Annotated in this window: 19 protein-coding genes; 11 read left to right on the plus strand and 8 right to left on the minus strand. The window is 70.8% G+C overall.

Annotated elements, in window-relative coordinates; all coding sequences use genetic code 11:
* Positions 1–55 precede the first annotated feature (55 nt).
* Positions 56–2089 carry an AAA family ATPase gene (locus KCH87_RS38705; protein ID WP_210592562.1) on the plus strand — a complete coding sequence of 678 codons (2034 nt, stop codon included), beginning with the start codon at positions 56–58 and terminating at the stop codon, positions 2087–2089.
* 57 nt (positions 2090–2146) lie between these two features.
* Here the strand turns inward: KCH87_RS38705 and KCH87_RS38710 are convergent, their stop codons facing one another.
* Positions 2147–2995: a nitroreductase/quinone reductase family protein gene (locus tag KCH87_RS38710; protein WP_210592563.1), complete on the minus strand. Its 849-nt coding sequence runs from the start codon at positions 2993–2995 to the stop codon at positions 2147–2149.
* 216 nt (positions 2996–3211) lie between these two features.
* Here KCH87_RS38710 and KCH87_RS38715 point away from each other — a divergent pair, with 216 nt between their 5' ends.
* Together KCH87_RS38715 and KCH87_RS38720 are read left to right on the plus strand one after the other, a co-directional pair.
* Entirely contained in the window at positions 3212–3712 is a 501-nt protein-coding gene (locus KCH87_RS38715; RefSeq protein ID WP_210592564.1) for an HAD domain-containing protein, read from the plus strand.
* A 161-nt stretch (positions 3713–3873) separates the two neighbouring features.
* On the plus strand, positions 3874–4422 hold the full coding sequence (locus KCH87_RS38720; RefSeq protein WP_210592565.1) for a DUF2269 domain-containing protein: 549 nt from the start codon (positions 3874–3876) through the stop codon (positions 4420–4422).
* A 65-nt stretch (positions 4423–4487) separates the two neighbouring features.
* On the opposite strand, the gene KCH87_RS38725 is transcribed toward KCH87_RS38720, so the two are convergent.
* Positions 4488–5813, minus strand: a complete 1326-nt coding sequence (locus KCH87_RS38725) for an MFS transporter (protein WP_210592566.1) — start codon at positions 5811–5813, stop codon at positions 4488–4490.
* A gap of 130 nt (positions 5814–5943) precedes the next feature.
* Positions 5944–7629, minus strand: coding sequence for a CdaR family transcriptional regulator (locus KCH87_RS38730; protein ID WP_210592567.1), 1686 nt, complete (start codon positions 7627–7629; stop codon positions 5944–5946).
* Between the two features lie 148 nt (positions 7630–7777).
* Between KCH87_RS38730 and KCH87_RS38735 the strand changes: the two genes are divergently transcribed.
* The 3 genes from KCH87_RS38735 (at position 7778) to KCH87_RS38745 (ending at position 9525) form a co-directional block, all read left to right on the plus strand.
* Complete coding sequence (locus tag KCH87_RS38735; RefSeq protein ID WP_210592568.1) at positions 7778–8311, plus strand: helix-turn-helix domain-containing protein; 534 nt, start codon at positions 7778–7780, stop codon at positions 8309–8311.
* Positions 8312–8387: 76 nt separating this feature from the next.
* Entirely contained in the window at positions 8388–9044 is a 657-nt protein-coding gene (locus KCH87_RS38740) for a hypothetical protein (RefSeq protein ID WP_210592569.1), read from the plus strand.
* A gap of 148 nt (positions 9045–9192) precedes the next feature.
* A complete protein-coding gene (locus tag KCH87_RS38745) occupies positions 9193–9525 on the plus strand; it encodes a DUF2516 family protein (RefSeq protein ID WP_210592570.1) in 333 nt (110 codons plus the stop codon).
* Between the two features lie 132 nt (positions 9526–9657).
* Here the strand turns inward: KCH87_RS38745 and KCH87_RS38750 are convergent, their stop codons facing one another.
* The 3 genes from KCH87_RS38750 to KCH87_RS38760 form a co-directional block, all read right to left on the minus strand.
* Positions 9658–10971, minus strand: coding sequence for a PP2C family protein-serine/threonine phosphatase (locus tag KCH87_RS38750; RefSeq protein WP_210592571.1), 1314 nt, complete (start codon positions 10969–10971; stop codon positions 9658–9660).
* Positions 10972–11290: 319 nt separating this feature from the next.
* Positions 11291–12376 (minus strand): C40 family peptidase, encoded by a 1086-nt coding sequence (locus KCH87_RS38755; RefSeq protein ID WP_210592572.1) that lies wholly within the window; start codon positions 12374–12376, stop codon positions 11291–11293.
* A 169-nt stretch (positions 12377–12545) separates the two neighbouring features.
* Positions 12546–13358: a class I SAM-dependent methyltransferase gene (locus tag KCH87_RS38760; protein ID WP_210592573.1), complete on the minus strand. Its 813-nt coding sequence runs from the start codon at positions 13356–13358 to the stop codon at positions 12546–12548.
* Between the two features lie 171 nt (positions 13359–13529).
* Between KCH87_RS38760 and mshA the strand changes: the two genes are divergently transcribed.
* The 3 genes from mshA to KCH87_RS38775 all read left to right on the plus strand — a co-directional run bounded on the left by mshA (position 13530) and on the right by KCH87_RS38775 (position 17191).
* A complete protein-coding gene (gene mshA / locus KCH87_RS38765) occupies positions 13530–14867 on the plus strand; it encodes a D-inositol-3-phosphate glycosyltransferase (RefSeq protein ID WP_210592574.1) in 1338 nt (445 codons plus the stop codon).
* The gene (locus tag KCH87_RS38770; protein ID WP_210592575.1) at positions 14860–15360 is read left to right on the plus strand and encodes a YbjN domain-containing protein; all 501 of its coding nucleotides are present in this window, start codon (positions 14860–14862) and stop codon (positions 15358–15360) included. Before mshA ends, KCH87_RS38770 begins: the two co-directional genes overlap by 8 nt.
* Before the next feature lie 130 nt (positions 15361–15490).
* Positions 15491–17191, plus strand: a complete 1701-nt coding sequence (locus KCH87_RS38775; RefSeq protein ID WP_210592576.1) for a glycosyl hydrolase family 28-related protein — start codon at positions 15491–15493, stop codon at positions 17189–17191.
* On the opposite strand, the gene KCH87_RS38780 is transcribed toward KCH87_RS38775, so the two are convergent.
* Entirely contained in the window at positions 17170–17979 is an 810-nt protein-coding gene (locus KCH87_RS38780; RefSeq protein ID WP_210592577.1) for an AraC family transcriptional regulator, read from the minus strand. The two genes, KCH87_RS38775 and KCH87_RS38780, sit on opposite strands and share 22 nt — an antisense overlap.
* Before the next feature lie 49 nt (positions 17980–18028).
* Here KCH87_RS38780 and KCH87_RS38785 point away from each other — a divergent pair, with 49 nt between their 5' ends.
* Positions 18029–18454 carry a DUF2000 domain-containing protein gene (locus tag KCH87_RS38785; RefSeq protein ID WP_210592578.1) on the plus strand — a complete coding sequence of 142 codons (426 nt, stop codon included), beginning with the start codon at positions 18029–18031 and terminating at the stop codon, positions 18452–18454.
* A gap of 1 nt (position 18455) precedes the next feature.
* On the opposite strand, the gene KCH87_RS38790 is transcribed toward KCH87_RS38785, so the two are convergent.
* Positions 18456–19706: an MFS transporter gene (locus KCH87_RS38790; protein WP_210592579.1), complete on the minus strand. Its 1251-nt coding sequence runs from the start codon at positions 19704–19706 to the stop codon at positions 18456–18458.
* A 161-nt stretch (positions 19707–19867) separates the two neighbouring features.
* Between KCH87_RS38790 and KCH87_RS38795 the strand changes: the two genes are divergently transcribed.
* Complete coding sequence (locus tag KCH87_RS38795) at positions 19868–20629, plus strand: phosphoglyceromutase (RefSeq protein WP_210592580.1); 762 nt, start codon at positions 19868–19870, stop codon at positions 20627–20629.
* Positions 20630–20710 lie beyond the last annotated feature (81 nt).

A 20710-nucleotide genomic window follows, 5' to 3' on the forward strand; every position in this document is an offset into this window, starting at 1 on the left:
GTGAGACCGGGTAAGAAATGTTACTCGGTAACGTTATTCCGGTACGCTCGCTGGAATGACGTCACCCGACCCCGCCCTCCAGAACTCCCTCCGTCTCGAACGCGCCCACCACGACCGCTGCCGTACCGCCCTCGCCGCCATGGTCGACGGCGCCCAGGAACAGGTCGTCACCGGCGAGGACGTCTCCGCCTCCGGTGCCGACGCCGAAGTGCTCGGGTATCGGTTGCGCAGCCAGGCCAAGGAGATGCGTGAACTGCCCGAAGGGCCCTTGTTCTTCGGTCGGTTGGATTTCCGGACCGACAGCGAGCACGGCGGGCAGCACTATCACGTCGGGCGGCTGCGGATCACCGAGCACCCTGCCGCCCCGCCCCTCGTCGTCGACTGGCGCGCGCCCGTCTCCCGGGCCTTCTACCAGGCCGGTGCCCGTGACCCGCAGTCCGTCGTGGTGCGTCGGCGCTTCGGGTGGGCGCCCGGCAGCCGCGGTGACTCCGCCGACCTGACCGGGCTGGAGGACGAGCACCTGGGGCGGGGCGAAGAGCGCGTCAGTGGCATCGTCACCCGCGAGATCGAGCGGCCCCGCGTCGGGCCCATGCGGGACATCGCGGCGACCATCCAGCCCGAGCAGGACGATCTCGTACGAGCCGATCTCGCCGCGTCGGTGTGCGTGCAGGGCGCCCCGGGGACCGGGAAGACCGCCGTCGGTCTGCACCGCGCCGCCTACCTGCTCTACACCCACCCGCAGCGCATCCGGCGCGGCGGACTGCTCATCCTCGGGCCCAACCGCACGTTCCTCTCGTACATCTCCGAGGTGCTGCCCGCCCTCGGCGAGACCGGCGTACGGCAGTCGACGCTCATCGACGAGATCGCCCGGCATCCGGTCAGCGGTGCCGACGAGCCGCCTGCCGCCGCTCTCAAGCACGACGCACGGATGGCCGACGTCCTGCGGCGTGCGCTGTACGCGCGCGTGGCCATCGAGAGCGCCGACTCCCTTGCCGTACCGGACGGTTCGTACCGGTGGCGCGTCTCCGCCGACGAGCTGTCGCGGATCGTCGCCGGTGTGCGCGCCGAGCAGCCGCCGTACGTCATCGGGCGGGAGCGGGTGCGGACGAGGATCGTGGAGCGCATTCGGGCGCAGGCCGAGCGGCGGGCCGGGGCGGTGCCGGGCGCCTGGGTGCGGAAGATCGAGCGGGCGCGGGCGATCGGCGCGCACCTGGACGCCGTATGGCCACGGGTGCGGCCCGAGGAGGTCGTCGCCGAACTCCTCGGTGATGCGGACGTGTTGGCGTGCGCCGCCGACGGGCTGTTCGACGCCGACGAGCAGAAGGCGCTGCTGTGGACGCGGCCGCCGCGTTCGTGGAAGTCGGCGCGCTGGTCGGCCGCCGATCTCGTGCTGCTCGACGAGGTCGCCGGGCTGATGGAGCATCCCCAGGGGTACGGCCATCTCGTCGTCGACGAGGCGCAGGACCTCTCCCCGATGGAGTGCCGGGCCATCGCCCGCCGGGCGTCCTTCGGGTCGCTGACCGTGCTCGGGGACCTGGCGCAGGGGACCACGCCGTGGGCCGCGCGGTCCTGGCCGACGCTCCTCGCCCACCTCGGGAAACCCGACGCCGCCGTGGTGCCGCTCACCATCGGGTTCCGGATGCCGCGGGCCGTCGTAGGCCTGGCGAACCGGCTGCTCGCACGGCTCGACGTCGAGGTGCCGGCCGCCCGGTCCCTGCGCGGGGACGGGGAGTTGGGCTTCCGGGAGGTGCCACCCGGTGAGCTGCCGGGGGCCGTCGTGGACGCCGTACGGAGTGCGCTCGGCCATGAAGGCTCCGTCGGAGTCGTGGCCGCCGAGGTGGACGTGGACCGGGTGCGGGCGGCGCTCGGGGCGGCCGGGATCGCGGTGGGCGGGGCGGAGGAGCTCGGTGCCCGGGTGTCCGTCGTCCCCGCGAGCGTCGTCAAAGGGCTCGAGTACGACCATGTCGTCGCCGTCGAGCCCGCGACGATTGCGGAGGCGGAGGAACGCGGGCTGCACCGGCTGTACGTCGTGCTGACGCGGGCGGTGTCACGGCTGGAGGTGGTGCACGGGCGGCCGTTGCCGTTCTAGGGCCCCGGCCGCCCGCCGCCCGACCTAAAGCCCGCTCACAGACCTCTGGAACAGGCTTTAGACGCCTTCCAGCAGCGGGATCAACTGCTCCTCCTCGTACGTCAGATGTGCCTCCAGCTCGGTCGCCAGGCGTTCGATCTCGGCGCGGGCGGCCGCTCCGTCGGTGTCGGAAGGCACTCCGTCGGAGGACACCGCGGCGCGCAACTCCTCCACCACCGCGGCGATCCGCTCGTGCTCCTCGCGCAGCCGGGCCAGGACGGGGGCGGACTCGGGGTTGCGGTCGGCGAGGACCGGGAACATGCCCAGGTCCTCGCCGGTGTGGTGGTTGTGCAGGCCGTGACAGAAGGTCAGGCAGTTGACGCGGAGCTGGGCGCCGAGGGCGGTGCCGTCGGCCATCTCCTTGCGGATCAGGGCGAGTTCGCGGCGGAAGCCGTCATGGACGACCTTGATCGCCTCGCCGAAGGAGCCGGCCCTGATGTTCGGCGGGCCGTCCTGGGCGAGCTCGTGGAGGGCGACCACGGGCAGCACCCGGCCCGCCTTCTCCTGGTACGCCGCCCAGCCCGGGTCCGTGTCGACGGCCCGCGCGAACGCCTCGTCCCGCTCCTCGCCTTCAAGGATCTCGGCCCGTGCGGGATAGGTGAACGCACCGCTCTCGACGGTGACTTGAGGGTTCGCGAGGAGGTTGTGGTACCAGGCGGGGTGCCGGGAGGATCCGCCGGCCGAGGCGATGACCAGGACACGGTCGGCGCCGTCGGGGAGGAAGCCGAGGGGGGTGGTGTGCGGGGTGCCGGTGCGGGCTCCGGTGGTGGTCAGCAGGAGGAGCCGGGCGCCTTCGAACCAGCCGCCCACAGCGCCGTTGTTGGCGCGGAACTCGTCGATGATCTGTTGGTTGAAGTCGTTGGGCATACGTCTCTTTCTCGATCGCTGATGCGCCCATGCGGATGCATGGGCGGGAGATACGGCGAAGAGAAAGAGAAGGCGGGCTTCTCGCCCGCGGTGGCCTCACTCAGAGGCCGGGCACCCAACTCGCTCACGGCACAAGGCCGACCCGGCAGTCATGGAGGGGACGCTAACCGGGGGAGAGGATGCGCGGCAAGCTCATTTGTCCGATCCTGTTGAACGATGCTCCTATTTCTCGATGTGGACGGGACGTTGATCCCGTTCGGGGCGACCTGGCCGTACCCGGAGTACGAGGCACGGTTCGCGCTGCCGGAAGGCGCCGGCCATCCGCTGCTGCCCCGCGTCGACCCCGGGCTCGGGGCGCGGCTCGCGGCGCTGGACTGCGAGCTGGTGTGGGCCACGACCTGGATGGACGACGCGAACCAGTGCCTGGCGCCCTGGCTCGGCCTGCCCCCGCTGCCGCTGGTCGACTGGCCGGACGACGACGGGGACGGGAGCAAGCCGCGGGGGCTGCACTGGAAGACCCGGCCACTCGTGGCCCGGGCGGACGGACGGCCCTTCATCTGGGTCGACGACGAGATCACCGACCTGGACCGGGCGTGGGTCGCCGCCCATCACCCCGTACGGGCGCTGCTGCACCGCGTCGATCACCGGTACGGGCTCACCGACCGGGACTTCGCGGCACTGGCGGAGTGGATCAACGGCGGCCCAGCAGCTCGGTGACCCGGATGAACCCGTCCGTGCCGTGCCCTGCCAAGTACCCACAAAAAAGTGGGTACTCCAGGGCGGTGCCGGCGGGAGTTCTTCGGTACGCCGACGCTAGTACGCGGGGTTACTCCCGCTGTCAGACGACCTCGGCGCTCTCGCCCGGCACCGTGTTTCACATGAATCCGAGCCTGAAACTGAGCCGTCCCGCACGCCGGGCTTCCGTTGTCGTCCATGTCGTCGCCTCGGCGAGCTGGCTCGGGCTCACGCTCGGGCTGCTCGCGCTGGCGGTCACCGCGATCACCACCGGGTCCGCGGTGACCGTCGAGGCATCCGTCCGGGCCATGCAGCTGTTCGCCGACTGGCTGCTGCTTCCCGTCGCGTTCCTCACGCTTCTCAGCGGCCTGCTGCTGTCCCTGGGTACCCCGTGGGGACTCGCACGGCACCGCTGGGTCTACGTCAAGTTCTGGCTGACCCTGGCCACGATCGCCGGCACCACCTTCGCGCTGCGCCCCGGCCTGAGCTCCACGGTCGACGCCGTCGCCGCGAGCGGGTCCGTGACCGACACTACGGACATCGTGATGGGGCCGATCGTCTCCCTGACCGCCTATGTCTTCATGACCGTGATCTCGATCCTCAAGCCGTGGGGGCTGACCCGGCGGGGCCGGAACCTGCGGGCACCCGCCCGTCGTCCGGTGGACGCCGAGCGGGTGCGTCAGACTGCCTAGTGTCCTGTCTCGGACAAGTCCGGGCAGGGATTTGTACTCTCGTAGGAGTGGCGAGCAACGGGACGTCAGATGGTGTCGAGGTCCCGGTCCTTGGTCTCGGGCAGGGCCAGGGCGCACAGCAGCGAGAGCAGGGCCATGCCGCTCATGAACCAGCCGCCCACGGAGGCGCTGTAGTTCTCCGCCAGCGCCGTGACGATGAGCGGGGCCGCGGCGCCGCCGAGCACACCGCCGAGGTTGTAGGAGAAACCGGCGCCGGAGTAACGCATCCGGGTGCCGAACAGCTCGGGCATGTAGGCGCCCGCGGGGCCGTAGATGATGCCCATGCACAGCAGGGCACCGCTCAGCGCCACGGCGATGAGGGCGTAGTTGCCGGTGTCGAGCAGCGGGAACAGCACCGCGCCCCAGACGACGCCGAAGGCCGCGCCGCCGACGATGAGCCGACGCCGGCCCAGCCGGTCCGACCAGCGCGCGACGGCGTACGTGGACACGCCCAGGACCGTCACCGCGACGAGGGTGAGCAGGAGCATGTGGTTTTTGGGGATGCCCAGGTCGCCCGTCGTGTACGTCATGCAGTAGGTGGCGGCCGTGTAGAACATCACGTACACGACCGTGATCATCCCGGCGCCGAGCAGCATCTCTCTGGGGTGCTTGCGGAACGCCTCCGCCAGCGGTGCCTTGGCGGTCTCCCGCCGGTCGGTGACCTTCGCGAAGGCCGGCGTCTCGGCGATCTTGAGGCGGATGACCAGGCCTACGGCGACGAGGACGAAGGAGATCAGGAACGGGATCCGCCAGCCCCAGCTCTCGAAGGCGTCGTCGTCCAGCAGCGAGGACATCAGCAGGAAGGTGAGAGTGGCGACGAAGTAGCCCACGGGAGAACCCATTTGGGGCGCCGCCGCGTACAGGCCGCGTTTCTCCCTCGGCGCGTGTTCCACCGCGAGCAGCGCCGCGCCGCCCCACTCGCCGCCGAGGCCGAGGCCCTGGATCAGGCGCAGCAGCACCAGCAGGACCGGCGCCGCGACGCCGAGGGTGTCGTAGCCGGGTAGGAGTCCGATCAGGCCGGTGGACAGGCCCATCATCAGCAGGGAGACGACCAGGACGGCCTTGCGGCCCACGCGGTCGCCGTAGTGGCCGAAGATCGCGGCACCCAGCGGGCGAGCCGCGAAGCCGACCGCGAAGGTGGACAGGGTCGCCAACGTGCCTGCGGTCTCAGAGAGTCCGGGGAAGAAGGCGTCGTTGAGGACGAGCGCGGCCGCGGTTCCGTAGATGTAGTAGTCGTAGAACTCGATGGCCGTGCCGATGAAGCTGGCCGTGGCGATCCGGCGCATGCCGGTCGGGGATACGGCGGGGGCGGTACCGGACTGGGCGGGGCCGGGGGGTGCGGCTGAAGCCATGGCTGGCCTCCGGAAGGAGCGGTGAGGGACAGGACGCCGTCGCAGAATGCGAACAGGGTGTGAACGTAAGCCGACGGGTGTCTCCCGCTCCTTGTCCGGCCGGACAGCTCTCGGGCGGGCGTTGTGTCCGCTACGACAGGCTCCGCGCCGCTCCTGCCGTGCTCAGGGCCCCCGGAAAGGCCGCCGCGTCCCGCTCCCTCAGGTCCAGGCGCAGCTGGAGCATGGCCGCCAGCCGGTGCTCGGGGTCGTCGAGGTCGAGGCCGGTCAGCGCCACGGCCCTGCGGATGCGGTAGCGCAGGGTGTTGGGGTGCACGTTGAGCTGCTTGGCCACCGCCCCGACGTCCCCGAAGCCGTCGAGGTAGAGCAGCAGCGACCGGGCCAGCTCGGTGCCCTGGGTGCGGTCGCGGTCGGCGAGGGCGGCCACCGCGGGGAAGCGGAGCCGCGGCGCCTGGTCGAGCAGCTCCAAGGTGTCCCGGACGAGCAGGGCGGGGGCGAGCCGGGCGTGGGTGCCCACGGCCACTTCGGGGGTACGGCCGAGCAGTTGCAGCGCGCGATGGCCGCGCAGCTTGACGGACGGGATGTCGGCGAGACGTTCGGCGCGACCGGCGACGACCGCCTGGACCGGCGTTCCGGTCAGCCGGCGCAACGTGGTCACCAACTCCTCGGCCCAGCGCACGAGAGGCGCTTCCTCGGCGGGCGTCGGCAGGATGGCGTAGAGCTGACCGCAGGCGTGGACGACGAGGGCGTTGTCGCGATGGGCGGCGGCATGCACGGACATCACGCCCGCGGCCTCGGCACGCCGCGCGTCCGCCCGTACGGCGGTGGCGTCGCCCTGCTCGCGCAGGTCCACGGCGATCACGTCGGCCTCGGCCGCCGGGTCGATGCCCAGGTGGGCGGCGAGCGCGGCGGCGTCGAAGCGGCCGGTCAGCAGCCCATGGCTGAGCTCCTCACGGGAGGCGAGCCGGGCCCGGGCGTCGCCCTGGAAGTAGTGGTCGACGAGTTGGGTCGCGGCGATCCGGGCGGCGCCGCGCAGCAGCTCCGGCGCCCGTTCGGCGAGCGGCCGGTCGCCCTCCTGCACCCAGATCGTGCCGAGCGGCCGGCGCCCGGCGTTGATCCCGATCACCAGCCGCCGCCGGGCACCCAGCTCCGGCTGCTCGGCGACCATGACGACCTCCTCGCCGGCCCGGACGCGCTGGTAGACCCCGAGCCGCCGCAGCAGCGCCAGATAGGGCTCCGGGCAGCTGCGGCCGAGGATGGAGCGGCGGCGCAGTTCGTCGGCCTCGTCGCCGGAACCGGCGTACGCGACCACCCGGTGGGCGCCGTCCTCGACGCTGACCACGCCCTGGGTGAGCGTCGCCACGGTCTGCGCCAGGGAGAACAGATCACGGCCCGGCGCGAAGGTGTCGGCGGGTGCCGCCAGTGCCGCCCGTATCTCCGCCTCCGCACGGTCCCAGCGCAGCCCCAGCGGCAGGCCGAGCACGGCGACCCCGGCCTCCTCGGCCGCCGCGCCCACCGCATCCGGCAGCTCATCGCCGACGATCCGCACCGCGACGGCCACGGCGCCCACGGCTCCGGCCGCCGTCACCATCGCCGCCGCCTCCGTCTCGCGCGCCCCGACCGCCAGCACCAGGGCGCCGGCCGCCCCGTCGAGCGGCTCGCCCGGCTCGGCGATGACCACGTCGGCGATCTCGCCGTCGAGGGGCCCGCAGCACACCGGCCCTGACGACAGGACATCGGCGAGACGGCGCACCACGGCATCGACGGCTGCCCGGGCCGGGGCGAGGGCAGCGGTGGTCTCCAGCGGGGTGTCGGTCATTCCGGCAGGGTAAACGGCGAAACTGTCACCTCGGCGGGACCGGACGGTCGTGGACGTTGTGCTCGGGCACGGCCGAACGGGCGTGGCGTGGCGCACTTTTGCAAGCGGCTGCTTGCAATAGTTAGCGCGGGTGGTGCAAGGTGGAGGCATGGCATCGCTCAACGTCGGCAATCTCGGTGAGTACCTGCGCGAACAGCGGCGCACTGCGCAGCTGTCGCTCAGGCAGCTCGCCGACGCCGCCGGGGTGTCCAATCCGTATCTGAGCCAGATCGAGCGCGGGCTGCGCAAGCCGAGCGCGGAGGTGCTTCAGCAGGTCGCCAAGGCGCTGCGGATCTCCGCGGAGACGCTGTACGTCCGGGCCGGGATCCTCGACGCCGAACGGGATCGTGACGAGGTGGAGACGCGCGCCGTCATCCTCGCCGATCCCACGCTGAACGAGCGGCAGAAGCAGGTGCTGCTCCAGGTCTACGAGTCCTTCCGCAAGGAGAACGGATTCGAGGCCGGCGGCGGCGAGGCGGAGAAGGGCCGCGATGACGCGGTTGATCCAGACCCTCAGGACATAGCGGACGACGACGCTCAGGACGACGACGCTCGGGACGACGCCCGACCCGGCGACACCGCCGTACGCGGCATCCGCACGGCCGGCGGCAGCGACGCCGCCCCGCAGCAGTCGGCAGGCTGACGTGACCCGGCACCTCGCCGACTGACCCGCGGGACCCAAAACCCTCAAGCGCAAGTGATCCGGGAGGACCATCACCATGGCCATCACCGACGACCTCCGTAAGACCTTCAGCGACCCGACGCCGTTCTACTTCGCCGCCGGCACCGCCGACCTGGCCCTCCAGCAGGCCAGGAAGGTGCCGACCCTGGTGGACCAGCTGCGCGCCGAGGCGCCGGCTCGCATCGAGGCCGTACGCAACACCGACCCGAAGGCCGTCCAGGAGCAGGCCGCCGCCCGCGCCAAGGAGGTCGGCGCCCGGGTCAAGGGGACGCAGGAGAACGTCCAGACCAAGGTCAACGGCTTCATCGGCTCGCTGGACGCCGACATCAAGAAGCTCGGCAGCACCCTCGACGCCGACCTGAAGAAGCTCGGCGAGACCGCCCAGGACATCGCGCTGCGCTCCGTCGGCGTCGCCGCCGAGTACGCCGTCAAGGCCCGCGAGACCTACGAGAAGGTCGCCGAGCACGGCGAGCAGGCCGTGAAGACCTGGCGTGGCGAGGCCGCCGAGGAGATCGAGGAGCTCGCCGTGGTGGTCGAGCCCAAGGCCGAGCCGGTCGAGGTCAAGGAAGAGGCGAAGCCCGCCGCGGCCACCGAGGCCAAGGCCGAGCCCGCCCCGGCCAAGAAGACCGCGGCGAAGAAGGCCACTCCGGCCAAGAAGACCACGGCCAAGAAGACGACGCCGCCGGCCAAGTAGGGCGGGCGGATACGTCCGTCGAGCGATAGAGCGATAACGGGTCGGGCACTCCTTGAGTGCTCGGCCCGTTCTGCGGGTAGCGGCTTTCCGGTTGCGGGTACGGTGACCGCGTAGGGACTAACCGAGTCGGGTGGTGGACGTAGTGCTGATGCAGGGGTTCGCAGGGTTCATGTGGCTGCTGAGCATGGCCCTGATCCTTTTCAGCGGCTTCGCTCTCATTGACGCCGCTGTGCGCCGCGAGGACGCCTATCGAGCGGCCGACAAGAAGACCAAGCCGTTCTGGCTGATCATCCTCGGGATCGCCTTCGTGGTGAACCTGATCTTCAACATCCTGTCGTTCCTGCCGATCATCGGCCTCATCGCGACCATCGTATACATGGTCGACGTCCGCCCCGCCATCCGCAGCCTCCCCGGCGGCGGCCGCCCCAACCGAGGCTCAAGCAGCGACGGCCCCTACGGCCCGTACAACGGCGGCCGCTAAAAACGCAGGCGAGGGCAGCGCCCCTTCAGGGGCGCGGGGCTGTATCAATTTGCGGCTCCGCCGCGTGGGCGCGACCAGCCACAGCGGACCGGCAGTCGGCATACGACAGAACCCACAACGGCGGGCTCCCGATCAGGCGGACCGATCAAGCAGCAGCACAGCCACGTCATCAGTCAACTCGCCCCCATTGAGCGAGCGCACCTCATTCACCACCGCCCGCAACAACGCCTCCCCACCCAACCCCTCGGAGAGCTCGCGGCGCACCAGTGACACCATGCCGTCCTGCCCGAGCCGCTCCCGGCCCTGCCCGATATGCCCCTCGATCAGCCCGTCGGTGTAGAGCATCAGGCTCCACTCCCGCCCCAGCTCCACCTGCATCCGCGGCCAGCGAGCACCGTGCAGCAGCCCGAGCGCGGGCCCGTTGTTGTCGTACGGCAGCAGCTGCGCGGGCCGGCCGGGCTGGGCCACCAGCGGTGCCGGATGCCCGGCAAGGCACAGCCCCGCCCGACGCCCGTCCGGCGCGATATCCACCGTGCAGAGCGTCGCGAAGATCTCCTCGTCGGAGCGCTCGTGCTCCAGCACCTGCTGAAGTGTGCCGAGCAGCTCGTCCCCGCACAGCCCCGCCAGGGTGAGCGCGCGCCAGGCGATGCGCAGCTCCACGCCGAGCGCCGCCTCGTCGGGGCCGTGCCCGCAGACGTCACCGATCATGGCGTGCACGGTGCCGTCGGGGGTGCGGACGACGTCGTAGAAGTCGCCGCCGAGCAGGGCGCGGGAGCGGCCCGGGCGATAGCGGGCGGCGAAGCGCAGCGAGGAGCCCTCCAGAAGGGGCGTGGGCAGCAGGCCGCGTTCCAGGCGCCGGTTCTCCTGGGCCCGCATCCGGCCCTCGGCGAGCCGCCGCTCGGCCGTGTCGGAACGTTTCCGCTCCACGGCGTACCGGATGGCGCGGCTCAGCAGCCGGCCGTCCAGTTCATCCCGGAAGAGGTAGTCCAGGGCGCCCACGCGGACCGCCTCGGCGGCGCGCTCGGCGTCGCCGGACGCGGTGAGCGCGAGAACGGCGTGCCGGGGCGCGAGCTCCAGTACGTGCTTGAGTACGGCGAGCTCGTCGGCGTCGTCCGCTCGGCCGGGCGCCGGGAGGGCGAGGTCGAGCAGGATGCAGTAGACGTCGTCGGTCAGCAGCCGCTCGGCCTCGGTGAGGTTGCGGGCAGTGCGGATACGGATCGGCTTGCCGGAGGCATCGAGCAGTTCGGGCACGATCGGCGAGCCGCCGGGATCGTCCTCGATCAGCAGCAGGGTCAGGTTGTTCGCGGCGGTGCCGCTCGGGTTCTCGACCGGCTCTGCCGTGCGCGGGGCCTCTTGCTTGGAGGGGCCGCGCACTGTGGACGCGGCCGGCGCCTGACCACTTTCCACGGCCGGGATCGCTCTCTGCCGCGGTACGGGTACGGGCATCGTGTTGGGTTCCTTCCCTCCCCCCGAGGGCATGGCAGGGGGACGAGGAAGTCCTCCCACCGACCGGGACCATAGCGGTAGTCGCCGCCGTAAAGGAATGGTGTGACGCACGCCGCTTGGCAGTCGGCCACTGTCATATGCCGCGTTCCGTACCGCAGTTGGACAGGGTGGCCGCGGGGCGGGAATGACGAAGGTCACGTCCGCGGAGGTTTGAACGGTCGTGCGAGGTGGGCCAGGTCACGTTGTGCACGTCACGAAACGGACGGACCCTTACGCATCGTGCCGCACGGGGTGATGGCTCATTCCGCCGAACAGAACCTCACGCACCCGGCCGTACCACCCCGAGAATCGGCATCGACCCGGCGCCCGCGATCGTCACCGTCCGGCCCGGGCGCGGGGCGTGGACGATCGCGCCGTCGCCGATGTACATCGCGACATGGCTGGCGTCGTCGAAGTAGATGATGAGGTCGCCGGGGAGCATGTCCTTGACGTCGACCGACTTCAGCTGCTTCCACTGCTCCTGCGAGGTGCGCGGAATGGTGTCGCCGGCCGCCAGCCATGCCTGTGAGGTCAGGCCCGAGCAGTCGTACGTCTTCGGGCCCTCGGCACCCCATTCGTACGGCTTTCCGATCTGGGCCGTCGCGTACGCGACCGCCTTCTTGCCCTCCTCGGTGGCCTTGCCCTTGATCTCGTCGAGGATGCCGGAGTCGAGCCAGGCGGTCTGCGCGTTGTACGCGGCCTGCCGCTCCAGCTCGGCCAGACGCTCCTTCTCCTCCTTCTCCAGTGCGGACTCGAGCTTCTCGGCGGCCGCGATCTGCTTCTTGATGGTCTTCTGGGCGGTCGCCTTCGCCTTGCGGTTCGCGTCGAGCTTCGTCCACTGGGCCGAGGCGTCCTTGGCGTACTGCTCCAAGTCCTGCTGGGTGCGGGTCATCTGCCCTATCAGGGCCTTGGTGGCGCGCTCGCCCTGGAGCACCCGGCCCGCGCCGTCGAGGAACTCCTGCGGGTCGTCGCTGAGCATCAACTGCGCCTCGTCCGGCAGTCCGCCGGTGCGGTACTGGGCGCGGGCCGCGGCGCCGACGCGCTTCCTCAGGTCGGCGAGCCGCTCCTGGCCCTTGACGATCTTGTTGGCGAGGTCGACGATCTCCGCGGACTGGTGCTCGGCCATCTCCTCGGCGGCGTTGTACGCGTCCGTGGCGGCGGCGGCCTCGCGGTAGAGCCTGTCGATCTTCTCGCGAACGACCTCAAGGTCCGCGTTCGTGACGGGAGTCGAGGAGGCGGAGGAGGCTGAGGGGGTCGGCGTGGGGCTCGGTGCGGCGAATGCCATGCCGGGTGTCGCCGCCAGCACGGTGACCGCACAGACCACGGTCACGGCCGCCGAGATCAGGCCCCGCTTGCCCGTACCCATACCCCTGCCCCCAAACTGATTTACCGTCAGTAACTTACGGACACCCGGGGGATCGTGCCACGACCCGGCACAAAACGACAGAGGCAGTGACTCTCTCCCCCCATTCAGCCCCTGGTACGACGATCTCCCCGCCTCTGTGACGAACGACTCATGGAGATCGTTCCCACCGTCAGAACCTGGGCGCCAACGCCGCCCAGCGCACGGTCACTTCACCCTGTCGCCAGCGCACCGGCCCGTCCGTCACCGGCCAGTCGGCGGCCAGGTCCCGGACCGCGCGGATCCAGCGCTGCCGGGCGCCGTAGGAGGCGTAGGGCGCGGCGGCCGCCCAGGCTCGGTCGAAGTCGCGCAGGAAGGCGTGGACCGGTTCGCCGGGGACGTTGCGGTGGATGAGTGCCTTCGGAAGGCGCTCGGCGAGGTCGGACGGCCGCTCCAGGGAGCCGAGTCGGGTCGCGAACGTGACGGTGCGCGGCCCCTCCGGACCGAGCGCCACCCACACGTGCCGCCGCCCGATCTCGTCACAGGTGCCCTCGACGAGCAGTCCGCCGCCGGAGCCGTCCGCCCGGGGCGCGAGCCGTGCGCACAGCCGCTCCCAGACCGCGGCGACCTCGTCCTCGTCGTACTGCCGAAGGACGTTGGCGGCGCGGATGAGCAACGGCCGCCGGGGGACGGGGATCTCGAAGCCGCCGTGCCGGAACGCGAGCCCCTCACGCTCGTACGGCTGCGCGGCCGCGACCCTCGCCGGCTCGATCTCGACGCCGACGACACGCGCGCGTGGTGCGACCGTGCGGAGGCGGCCGAGCAGTTCGACGGCCGTCCAGGGGGCCGCGCCATAGCCGAGGTCGATCGCGACCGGGTCGGCGCTGCGGCGCAGTTCGGCGCCGTGCGTGGCCGTGATCCAGCGGTCCATGCGGCGGAGCCGGTTGGGATTCGTGGTCCCGCGCGTCACCGTTCCGACGGGGCTGGCGGCGGCGCGGGATGTCATGGGTACGAGGGTATGCGAACGCGGCTCAAGCTCGAACGGTTGAGCGATCGCGGGTAATGATTCCGCAAAGAACCCGGAACCGGAAATGGAGTTGCACCTTCCGGTGTTCGCCCTTCTTGGAAGGCCCCGCACGGCCTCTCGAAGGCATGCCCGGAACAAGGAGGACGCCACGTGAGCCAGTACGTCAGCAGGCTCGGTCGGCGCTCCCCGGCCGCGCACTCGCGGCTGCGGCTGCACCGTCGTCCCCGTCGCGTCGCGATGCTCTCCGTGCACACCTCACCGCTCCACCAGCCGGGCACCGGCGACGCCGGCGGCATGAACGTCTACATCGTGGAGCTGGCGCAGCGTCTCGCCGCCATCAACATCGAGGTAGAGATCTTCACGCGGGCGACCACCGCCGCCCTCCCCCCGACCGTCGAACTGGCCCCGGGCGTGCTGGTCCGGCACGTCGACGCGGGCCCCTACGAAGGCCTCGCCAAGGAGGAGCTCCCGGCCCAGCTGTGCGCCTTCACCCACGGCGTCATGCAGGCCTGGGCAGGTCACCGCCCCGGCTACTACGACCTCGTGCACTCGCACTACTGGCTCTCCGGCCACGTCGGCTGGCTCGCCGCCCAGCGCTGGGGCGTGCCCCTGGTGCACGCGATGCACACCATGGCCAAGGTCAAGAACGCCAACCTGGCCGACGGCGACACCCCCGAGCCCGCCGCCCGCGTCATCGGCGAGACCCAGATCGTCGCCGCCGCCGACCGGCTCATCGCCAACACCGCGGAGGAGGCCGAGGAGCTGGTACGGCACTACGCCGCCGAGCGCGACAAGGTCGCCGTGGTCCACCCCGGCGTCAACCTCGGCCGCTTCAGCCCGGCCGACGGCCGCGCAGCCGCCCGCGCCCGCCTCGGACTCCCGCAGGACGCCCTGATCCCGCTCTTCGCGGGCCGCATCCAGCCCCTGAAGGCACCCGACGTGCTCCTGCGCGCGGTGGCCGTCCTCCTCGACGAGCGCCCCGAACTGCGCGGCAACATCGTGGTCCCCGTCGTCGGCGGCCCCAGCGGCAGCGGGCTCGCCAAGCCGGAGGGCCTACAGAAGCTGGCCGCCCGGCTCGGGGTCGCCGATGTCGTACGGTTCCGCCCGCCCGTCGACCAGGACCAGCTCGCCGACTGGTTCCGGGCCGCCTCGGTCCTGGTCATGCCGTCCTACAGCGAGTCCTTCGGTCTGGTCGCCATCGAGGCGCAGGCGGCGGGCACGCCGGTGCTCGCGGCCTCGGTGGGCGGGCTTCCGGTGGCGGTACAGGACGGACGTACGGGATTCCTCGTCCAGGGACACAACCCCGTCGACTACGCGCGCGTGCTGGGCGATATCGCCGACGACCCCGCACTGGCGGCGCGTATGGGCGCGGCCGCCGCCCGGCATGCGCAGTCCTTCGGCTGGGACACCTCGGCCGCCGCCACGGCGGACGTCTACACGGCGGCGACGCAGGCCTACCGCCGTCGCGTACGCTCCCACCATGGCTGAGGCACCGAAGGCACCGCAGGTCATCGAGGGTTTCCTCAGGGGCGCCGAACTCGAATGGGAGAGCCCCGAGCCCGGCAACTACGTGGTGAAGCTCCCCGGCACCCGCAAGCTGTCGACGACCGTCTCCCTCCTCGTGGGACGCCACTCGCTCTCCCTCAACGCCTTCGTCGTCCGCCACCCCGACGAGAACGAGGGCGGAGTCCACCGCTGGCTCCTGGAGCGCAACCTCAAGCTGTACGGCGTGAGTTACGCCGTCGACCCGCTCGGCGACATCTACGTCACCGCCAAGCTCCCGCTGTCCGCCATCACCCCGGACGAGATCGACCGGCTGCTCGGCCAGGTCCTGGAAGCGGCGGACGGCTCCTTCAACACCCTTCTGGAGCTCGGTTTCGCGTCCGCGATCCGCAAGGAGTACGAGTGGCGGGTGTCGCGCGGTGAATCGACCCGCAATCTGGATGCGTTCACGCATCTGATCGAACGACCCACCAGCTGATTTCAGGTACGGACTAACCGACCCCTGCGTGACCCTTCCCCGGCGCAGAGGTCTCGTGTCATGCTCACCGCCGACGCAGATCTGAACGTCGTTCACATCCATGAAGAGCCGCATGGAAGGACGATCGGACATGAGCCATCGGTATGGAACACATCGATATGGAACACATCGATACGGAACAAGAGTCACCAGACGCACCTTGCTCACCGCCGCCACAGCCGTGGCGGCCGCCGCCATGACCGGCGGAACGGCGAAAGCCGCCGAAGGCCACGAAGTCCCCACCCTCTGGCGGGAGTTCACCCGAACCCCCTTCACCCACCCGCAGATCCCGTACGTCGGCCGGGCAGGCTGCCACCGCGGAGCGTCCCGTCGCCCACGCCGCCCGGTCGTCGCCGACGTGCGCGACTACGGCGCCGTGGCGGACGGCACCACCGACTCCGCCCCCGCGATCAACCGTGCCATCGCCGCTGCCGGACAGGCCGGCGGTGGCACGGTGTCCATCCCGCCGGGCACCTTCGTCATCGACGACGTGATCCACATCGGCGACTCGAACGTGGTCCTGCGGGGCGCCGGCAGCGGCCGTACGACGCTGTACGCGACGAAGAACCTCACCGAGCTCATCGGCGTCTACGGATCGCGCTACGGCGGCGACAAGTCGTCGTGGTCCTGGGCGGGCGGCCTGATCTGGCTTGCCCCGAGGGCCCGTTGGGACTCCCTCACCGCCGCGATCAGGGCGAAGGCCTGGCCCTTCGAGGGCTGGACCGGCAACAAGCGCGACGAGTGGCAGACGCTCACGACCGTCGCACCCGCCCGCCGGGGCTCCTGGACGATCACGGTCGCCGACCCCTCGAAACTCCGCCCCGGCACCCTCGTCCTCCTCCGTCTCGCCGACGACCCCGACCACACGCTCCTGGAGCACATGTGCGGCGGCGGCCCCGGCCCCGAGGCGTACAGCTGGGACGACATGACGAAACTGACGTCGTACGTCCCCTACGAGTGGCCGGTCCGTATCGCCCACGTCCGCGGCCGCAAGGTCACCCTCGAACGCCCGCTCCCGCTCGACGTACGCCCCGACTGGGACCCACGACTGACCACGCACGCGGAGGAGTTGACGGGCTCAGGGGTCGAGGGCCTCACCCTGGAGGCGATGGAGACACCGCAACAGCCGCACCTGCTCGACAAGGGCTACAACGGCGTCGTACTCCAATGCGCCTACGACTGCTGGGTGGACGATGTGACGGTCCGCCACGTCGACAACGGCTTCGGCCTGGTCGCCGCCTCCGCCTGCACCCTGCGCCGCACACGCGTGTCCGGCCGGGGCGCCCACCACCCGTACTTCTGCCGCGAGGGCTCGCACGACAACCTCGTCGAGGACTTCACGATCGAGCAGCGCACGGACCCGGCCCCGACGGGCACCCAGTTGCACGGCATCAATGTCGAGGGCCTGTCCTCGTACAACGTCTGGTCCCACGGCGACATGCGGATGGGCACCTTCGATTCGCATCGCGGACTGCCCTTCGCGAACGTCCGCACCGACATCACCGTGGACAACAACGGCCGGCACGGCGGCGACGCGATCGCAGGACCGCTGTTCGGCGCCCGCTTCACCCACTGGAACATCCGGGTGACCAACGGCCGCGCGGGCCTGATGAAGATCGACGGCCTGGCCCCCTGGAGCGCCACGGTCGGCATCAACGAGGTGCGCGAGTTCGACCAGATCGACGTCCCCGACTTCACCGGCGACCTGCACTCCCGTCTGGAGCTGTACGGCACCACGGACGCCGTACGACCGCGCAATCTGTACGACGCTCAGCGCGAGCTGATGCGATAGCGCCCGGGGGTCACTCCCACCAGCTTCTTGAAGTGCCGCGTGAGATGGGCCTGGTCGTAGAACCCGGTCGCGGTCGCCGTCTCGGCCGGGCTCGTGCCGCGCAGCAGCAGGGCGCGGGCGCGGTCGACGCGGCGGGAGTTGAGGTACTGGTGCGGGGCGATGCCGTAGGCGGTGCTGAACGCCCGTACCAGGTGGGCGGGGTGGGCATGCAGGAGCAGGGCGGCCTCGTCGAGGGTGAGGCCCTGGGTGACGTGCGCGTCGAGGAGTTCGCGCATACGGCGGGCCAGGGCGGGATCACGGCGCTCCCCGGCGATCGACCGCGCCCGCAGATGCTCCCGCAGCCGCTCCCCGACCAGCGTCAGCCTGCTCTCGGCCTCCAGCTCGTCGCCGGGGAGGGCGAGCGCGGAGTGCAGTTGGCCGACGCGCTGGCGCAGCACGGGGTCCCGGAGGTCGGGGGAGTCCACGGCCGGGCCGATCAGGTCCTCGGCCAGCCGGGTGCTGTCCAGGTACAGGACGCGCTTGCGGAAGCCGTGGGGGGTGGCGGGGGAGCCGTTGTGCGGCACATGCGGAGGCAGCAGGGACACCGTGTCGAGCGGGGTGCCGTGCTCGTGCCGGTCCAGGTCGTACCGTACGGCGCCGTCGTCCACGATGAGCAGCGTCCAGGCCTCGTGCACGTGCATCGGATAGGCGTACTCGGTGAAGTGCGCGTGGAACACCTCCACGACGCCCGGGATACGCGGGCGCCACGCGGAGACATCACGCTGGGCGGCGGCACGCTGCGGGGCCATGCAAAGAACGTACAAGACGGTGTCGTACGGCGGTCGGCAGTCTCAAGGCATGAGTACTGAACCCATCCGCTTCGATACGAAGATCGCCGTCCTCCTGCGCGACGACCTGGAGCCCTGGCAGCGCCTGAACGTCACCGCGTTCCTGGTCAGCGGCCTGGGCAGTCAGGTCCCCGAGGTGATCGGCGAGCCCTACGAGGACGCGGACGACGTCCTGTACCTCCCCATGTTCCGCCAGCCGGTCCTGGTCTTCGAGGTCGCCAAGGAGACCCTGACGGCAGCCCACGCGCGCGTGCTGTCCCGTGCCCTCCCGCGCGCGGTCTTCACCTCCGACCTCTTCACGACCGGCAACGACCGCGACAACCGGGCGGCCGTACGGGCCGTACCGACCGGGGAGCTGGACCTGGTGGGGCTGGCGGTGTACGGGCCGCGGAACGCGGTGGACAAGGCGGTGAAGGGGGCGCGGATGCATCCGTGAGTCAGGCGTTGCTGACCTCTGTTTTCGTGAGGGGCGCTCCCGCTGCGGGCTGCTCCGCCGGAAGGCGGCGCATCAGGACGCCGTACCCCACCGCGGCCCCCGTCCCGACGACCGCGCACAGCCCCCACAGCCACTCCGCTCCCCACCGGTCGATGACGAGACCGGACATCAGCGGGGCGACGAGGGAGGCCACCGCCCAGGACATGGTGTACATGCCCTGGTAGCGCCCGCGGCCGTGCAGCGGCGACAGGCGCACGACGAGCCCGGTCTGGGTCGGGGCGTTGACGATCTCGGCCAGCGTCCAGACGCAGACCGTGAGCGCGAAGACGCCGACGGAACCGGCGAAGGCGGTGAGGCCGAAGCCGTATCCGGCGAGGAGGGAGGAGATCACGAGGAGGCGCCGCGGGTCCCGGTGTTCGATGAAGCGGGTGACCGGGATCTGGAGGGCGACGATCAGGACGCCGTTGACGGCGATCGCCATCCCGTAGTCGGCCGGGGTGAAGCCGGCCTCGCCCATCGCCACCGGCAGGCCCACCATGCCCTGCTGGAAGATCAGGGCGACCAGGAAGGACAGGCCGACGACGCCCATGAAACGGCCGTCGCGCAGGACCGTACCGAGGCCGGTCTCGTCCGCCGCCTGCTCGGCCGGGGTGCGCTCGGGGCGGGACTCCGGCAGCTTCAGGAAGACCACGATCGCGCAGATCATGGTCATGCCCGCCTCGATCAGGAAGCCGGCGAGGTAGCTGAACTCGGCGATGAAGCCGGCCGCCATGGAGGAGACGGCGAACCCGAGGTTGATCGCCCAGTAGTTGAGCGAGAAGGCCCTCACACGGTCCTCGGGGCGGACGATGTCGGCCATCATCGCCTGCACGGCGGGCCGGGAGGCGTTGCTCGCCATCCCCACCAGGAAGGCGACGGCCGCGATGGCGAGCGGGTGGTGCACGAAGCCCAGCAGCGCGACCGAGCCGGCCGTCGACACCTGCGCCACGAGCAGCGTCGGCCGCCGCCCGAGACGGTCCGTCAGCACGCCCGCGCCGACGGAGGAGATGACCCCGCCGAGGCCGTGGAGCGCGGCGACCAGACCGGCGTAGGAGGCGGAGTAGCCGCGGTCGAGCGTGAGGTAGAGCGCCATGAAGGTGGCGACGAAGCCGCCGAGCCGGTTGACGAGGGTGCTGGTCCACAGCCACCAGAACTCGCGGGGGAGTCCGGAGACGGTTTCTCGGGCGGCGCGTCTCAGGGAGGCGAGCGGCATAGGTGTCCCCCACGGATGTCAGCTGGTGTAAGCGGCTCAGGCGGTGAGCACAAATTACGAGGACGCTGTCACTCGCGGCCACTGAATTAACAGATCCCGTCAACCGTCCGCTCTACGGGCGGACGTACAAGCGATCAGGGGCTTGGATTACGCTCGGACGCATGGCCGACGCACCGTACAAGCTGATCCTCCTCCGCCACGGCGAGAGCGAATGGAACGCGAAGAACCTGTTCACCGGCTGGGTGGACGTCAACCTCAACGAGAAGGGCGAGAAGGAGGCAGTCCGCGGCGGTGAGCTGCTCAAGGATGCCGGCCTGCTGCCCGACGTGGTCCACACGTCGCTCCAGAAGCGAGCGATCCGCACGGCGCAGCTCTCCCTCGAATCGGCGGACCGCCACTGGATCCCGGTCCACCGCTCCTGGCGCCTGAACGAGCGCCACTACGGCGCCCTCCAGGGCAAGGACAAGGCCCAGACCCTCGCCGAGTTCGGCGAGGAGCAGTTCATGCTGTGGCGCCGGTCCTACGACACCCCGCCGCCGGCGCTGGAGGACGGCACGGAGTTCTCGCAGAGCGATGACCCGCGCTACGCCACGATCCCCCCGGAGCTCCGCCCTCGCACGGAGTGCCTCAAGGACGTCGTCATCCGCATGCTCCCGTACTGGTACGACGGCATCGTCCCGGACCTGCTGGCCGGCCGTACGGTCCTGGTGGCGGCCCACGGCAACAGCCTCCGCGCCCTGGTGAAGCACCTCGACGGCATCTCCGACGCCGACATCGCGGGCCTGAACATCCCGACGGGCATCCCGCTGGCCTACGAACTCGACGCCGACTTCAAGCCGGTCAACCCGGGTGGGACATACCTCGACCCGGATGCGGCTGCGGCGGCCATCGAGGCGGTCAAGAACCAGGGCAAGAAGAAGTAACCTGAGCTGATCAAGCCCCCTGCCTGCGGGTTCTCCGCTGGTAGGGGGCTTTTCGGTGGGCCTGGGCCGTCGCTGGGCCGT

This window comes from Streptomyces sp. GESEQ-35 (assembly GCF_017948485.1).
Lineage (GTDB): Bacteria > Actinomycetota > Actinomycetes > Streptomycetales > Streptomycetaceae > Streptomyces.

Bases quoted from the DNA above. Each gene is read 5' to 3' on its own strand.
- KCH87_RS38780 (WP_210592577.1), bottom strand. From the start codon at position 17,979: ATGGCCCCGCAGCGTGCCGCCGCCCAGCGTGATGTCTCCGCGTGGCGC.
- KCH87_RS38710 (WP_210592563.1), bottom strand. From the start codon at position 2,995: ATGCCCAACGACTTCAACCAACAGATCATCGACGAGTTCCGCGCCAAC.
- KCH87_RS38730 (WP_210592567.1), bottom strand. From the start codon at position 7,629: ATGACCGACACCCCGCTGGAGACCACCGCTGCCCTCGCCCCGGCCCGG.
- KCH87_RS38760 (WP_210592573.1), bottom strand. From the start codon at position 13,358: ATGACATCCCGCGCCGCCGCCAGCCCCGTCGGAACGGTGACGCGCGGG.
- KCH87_RS38720 (WP_210592565.1), top strand. From the start codon at position 3,874: ATGAATCCGAGCCTGAAACTGAGCCGTCCCGCACGCCGGGCTTCCGTT.
- KCH87_RS38745 (WP_210592570.1), top strand. From the start codon at position 9,193: ATGCAGGGGTTCGCAGGGTTCATGTGGCTGCTGAGCATGGCCCTGATC.
- KCH87_RS38770 (WP_210592575.1), top strand. From the start codon at position 14,860: ATGGCTGAGGCACCGAAGGCACCGCAGGTCATCGAGGGTTTCCTCAGG.
- KCH87_RS38705 (WP_210592562.1), top strand. From the start codon at position 56: ATGACGTCACCCGACCCCGCCCTCCAGAACTCCCTCCGTCTCGAACGC.
- KCH87_RS38795 (WP_210592580.1), top strand. From the start codon at position 19,868: ATGGCCGACGCACCGTACAAGCTGATCCTCCTCCGCCACGGCGAGAGC.
- KCH87_RS38755 (WP_210592572.1), bottom strand. From the start codon at position 12,376: ATGGGTACGGGCAAGCGGGGCCTGATCTCGGCGGCCGTGACCGTGGTC.
- KCH87_RS38750 (WP_210592571.1), bottom strand. From the start codon at position 10,971: ATGCCCGTACCCGTACCGCGGCAGAGAGCGATCCCGGCCGTGGAAAGT.
- KCH87_RS38785 (WP_210592578.1), top strand. From the start codon at position 18,029: ATGAGTACTGAACCCATCCGCTTCGATACGAAGATCGCCGTCCTCCTG.
- KCH87_RS38775 (WP_210592576.1), top strand. From the start codon at position 15,491: ATGAGCCATCGGTATGGAACACATCGATATGGAACACATCGATACGGA.
- KCH87_RS38790 (WP_210592579.1), bottom strand. From the start codon at position 19,706: ATGCCGCTCGCCTCCCTGAGACGCGCCGCCCGAGAAACCGTCTCCGGA.
- KCH87_RS38725 (WP_210592566.1), bottom strand. From the start codon at position 5,813: ATGGCTTCAGCCGCACCCCCCGGCCCCGCCCAGTCCGGTACCGCCCCC.
- KCH87_RS38715 (WP_210592564.1), top strand. From the start codon at position 3,212: ATGCTCCTATTTCTCGATGTGGACGGGACGTTGATCCCGTTCGGGGCG.
- KCH87_RS38735 (WP_210592568.1), top strand. From the start codon at position 7,778: ATGGCATCGCTCAACGTCGGCAATCTCGGTGAGTACCTGCGCGAACAG.
- KCH87_RS38740 (WP_210592569.1), top strand. From the start codon at position 8,388: ATGGCCATCACCGACGACCTCCGTAAGACCTTCAGCGACCCGACGCCG.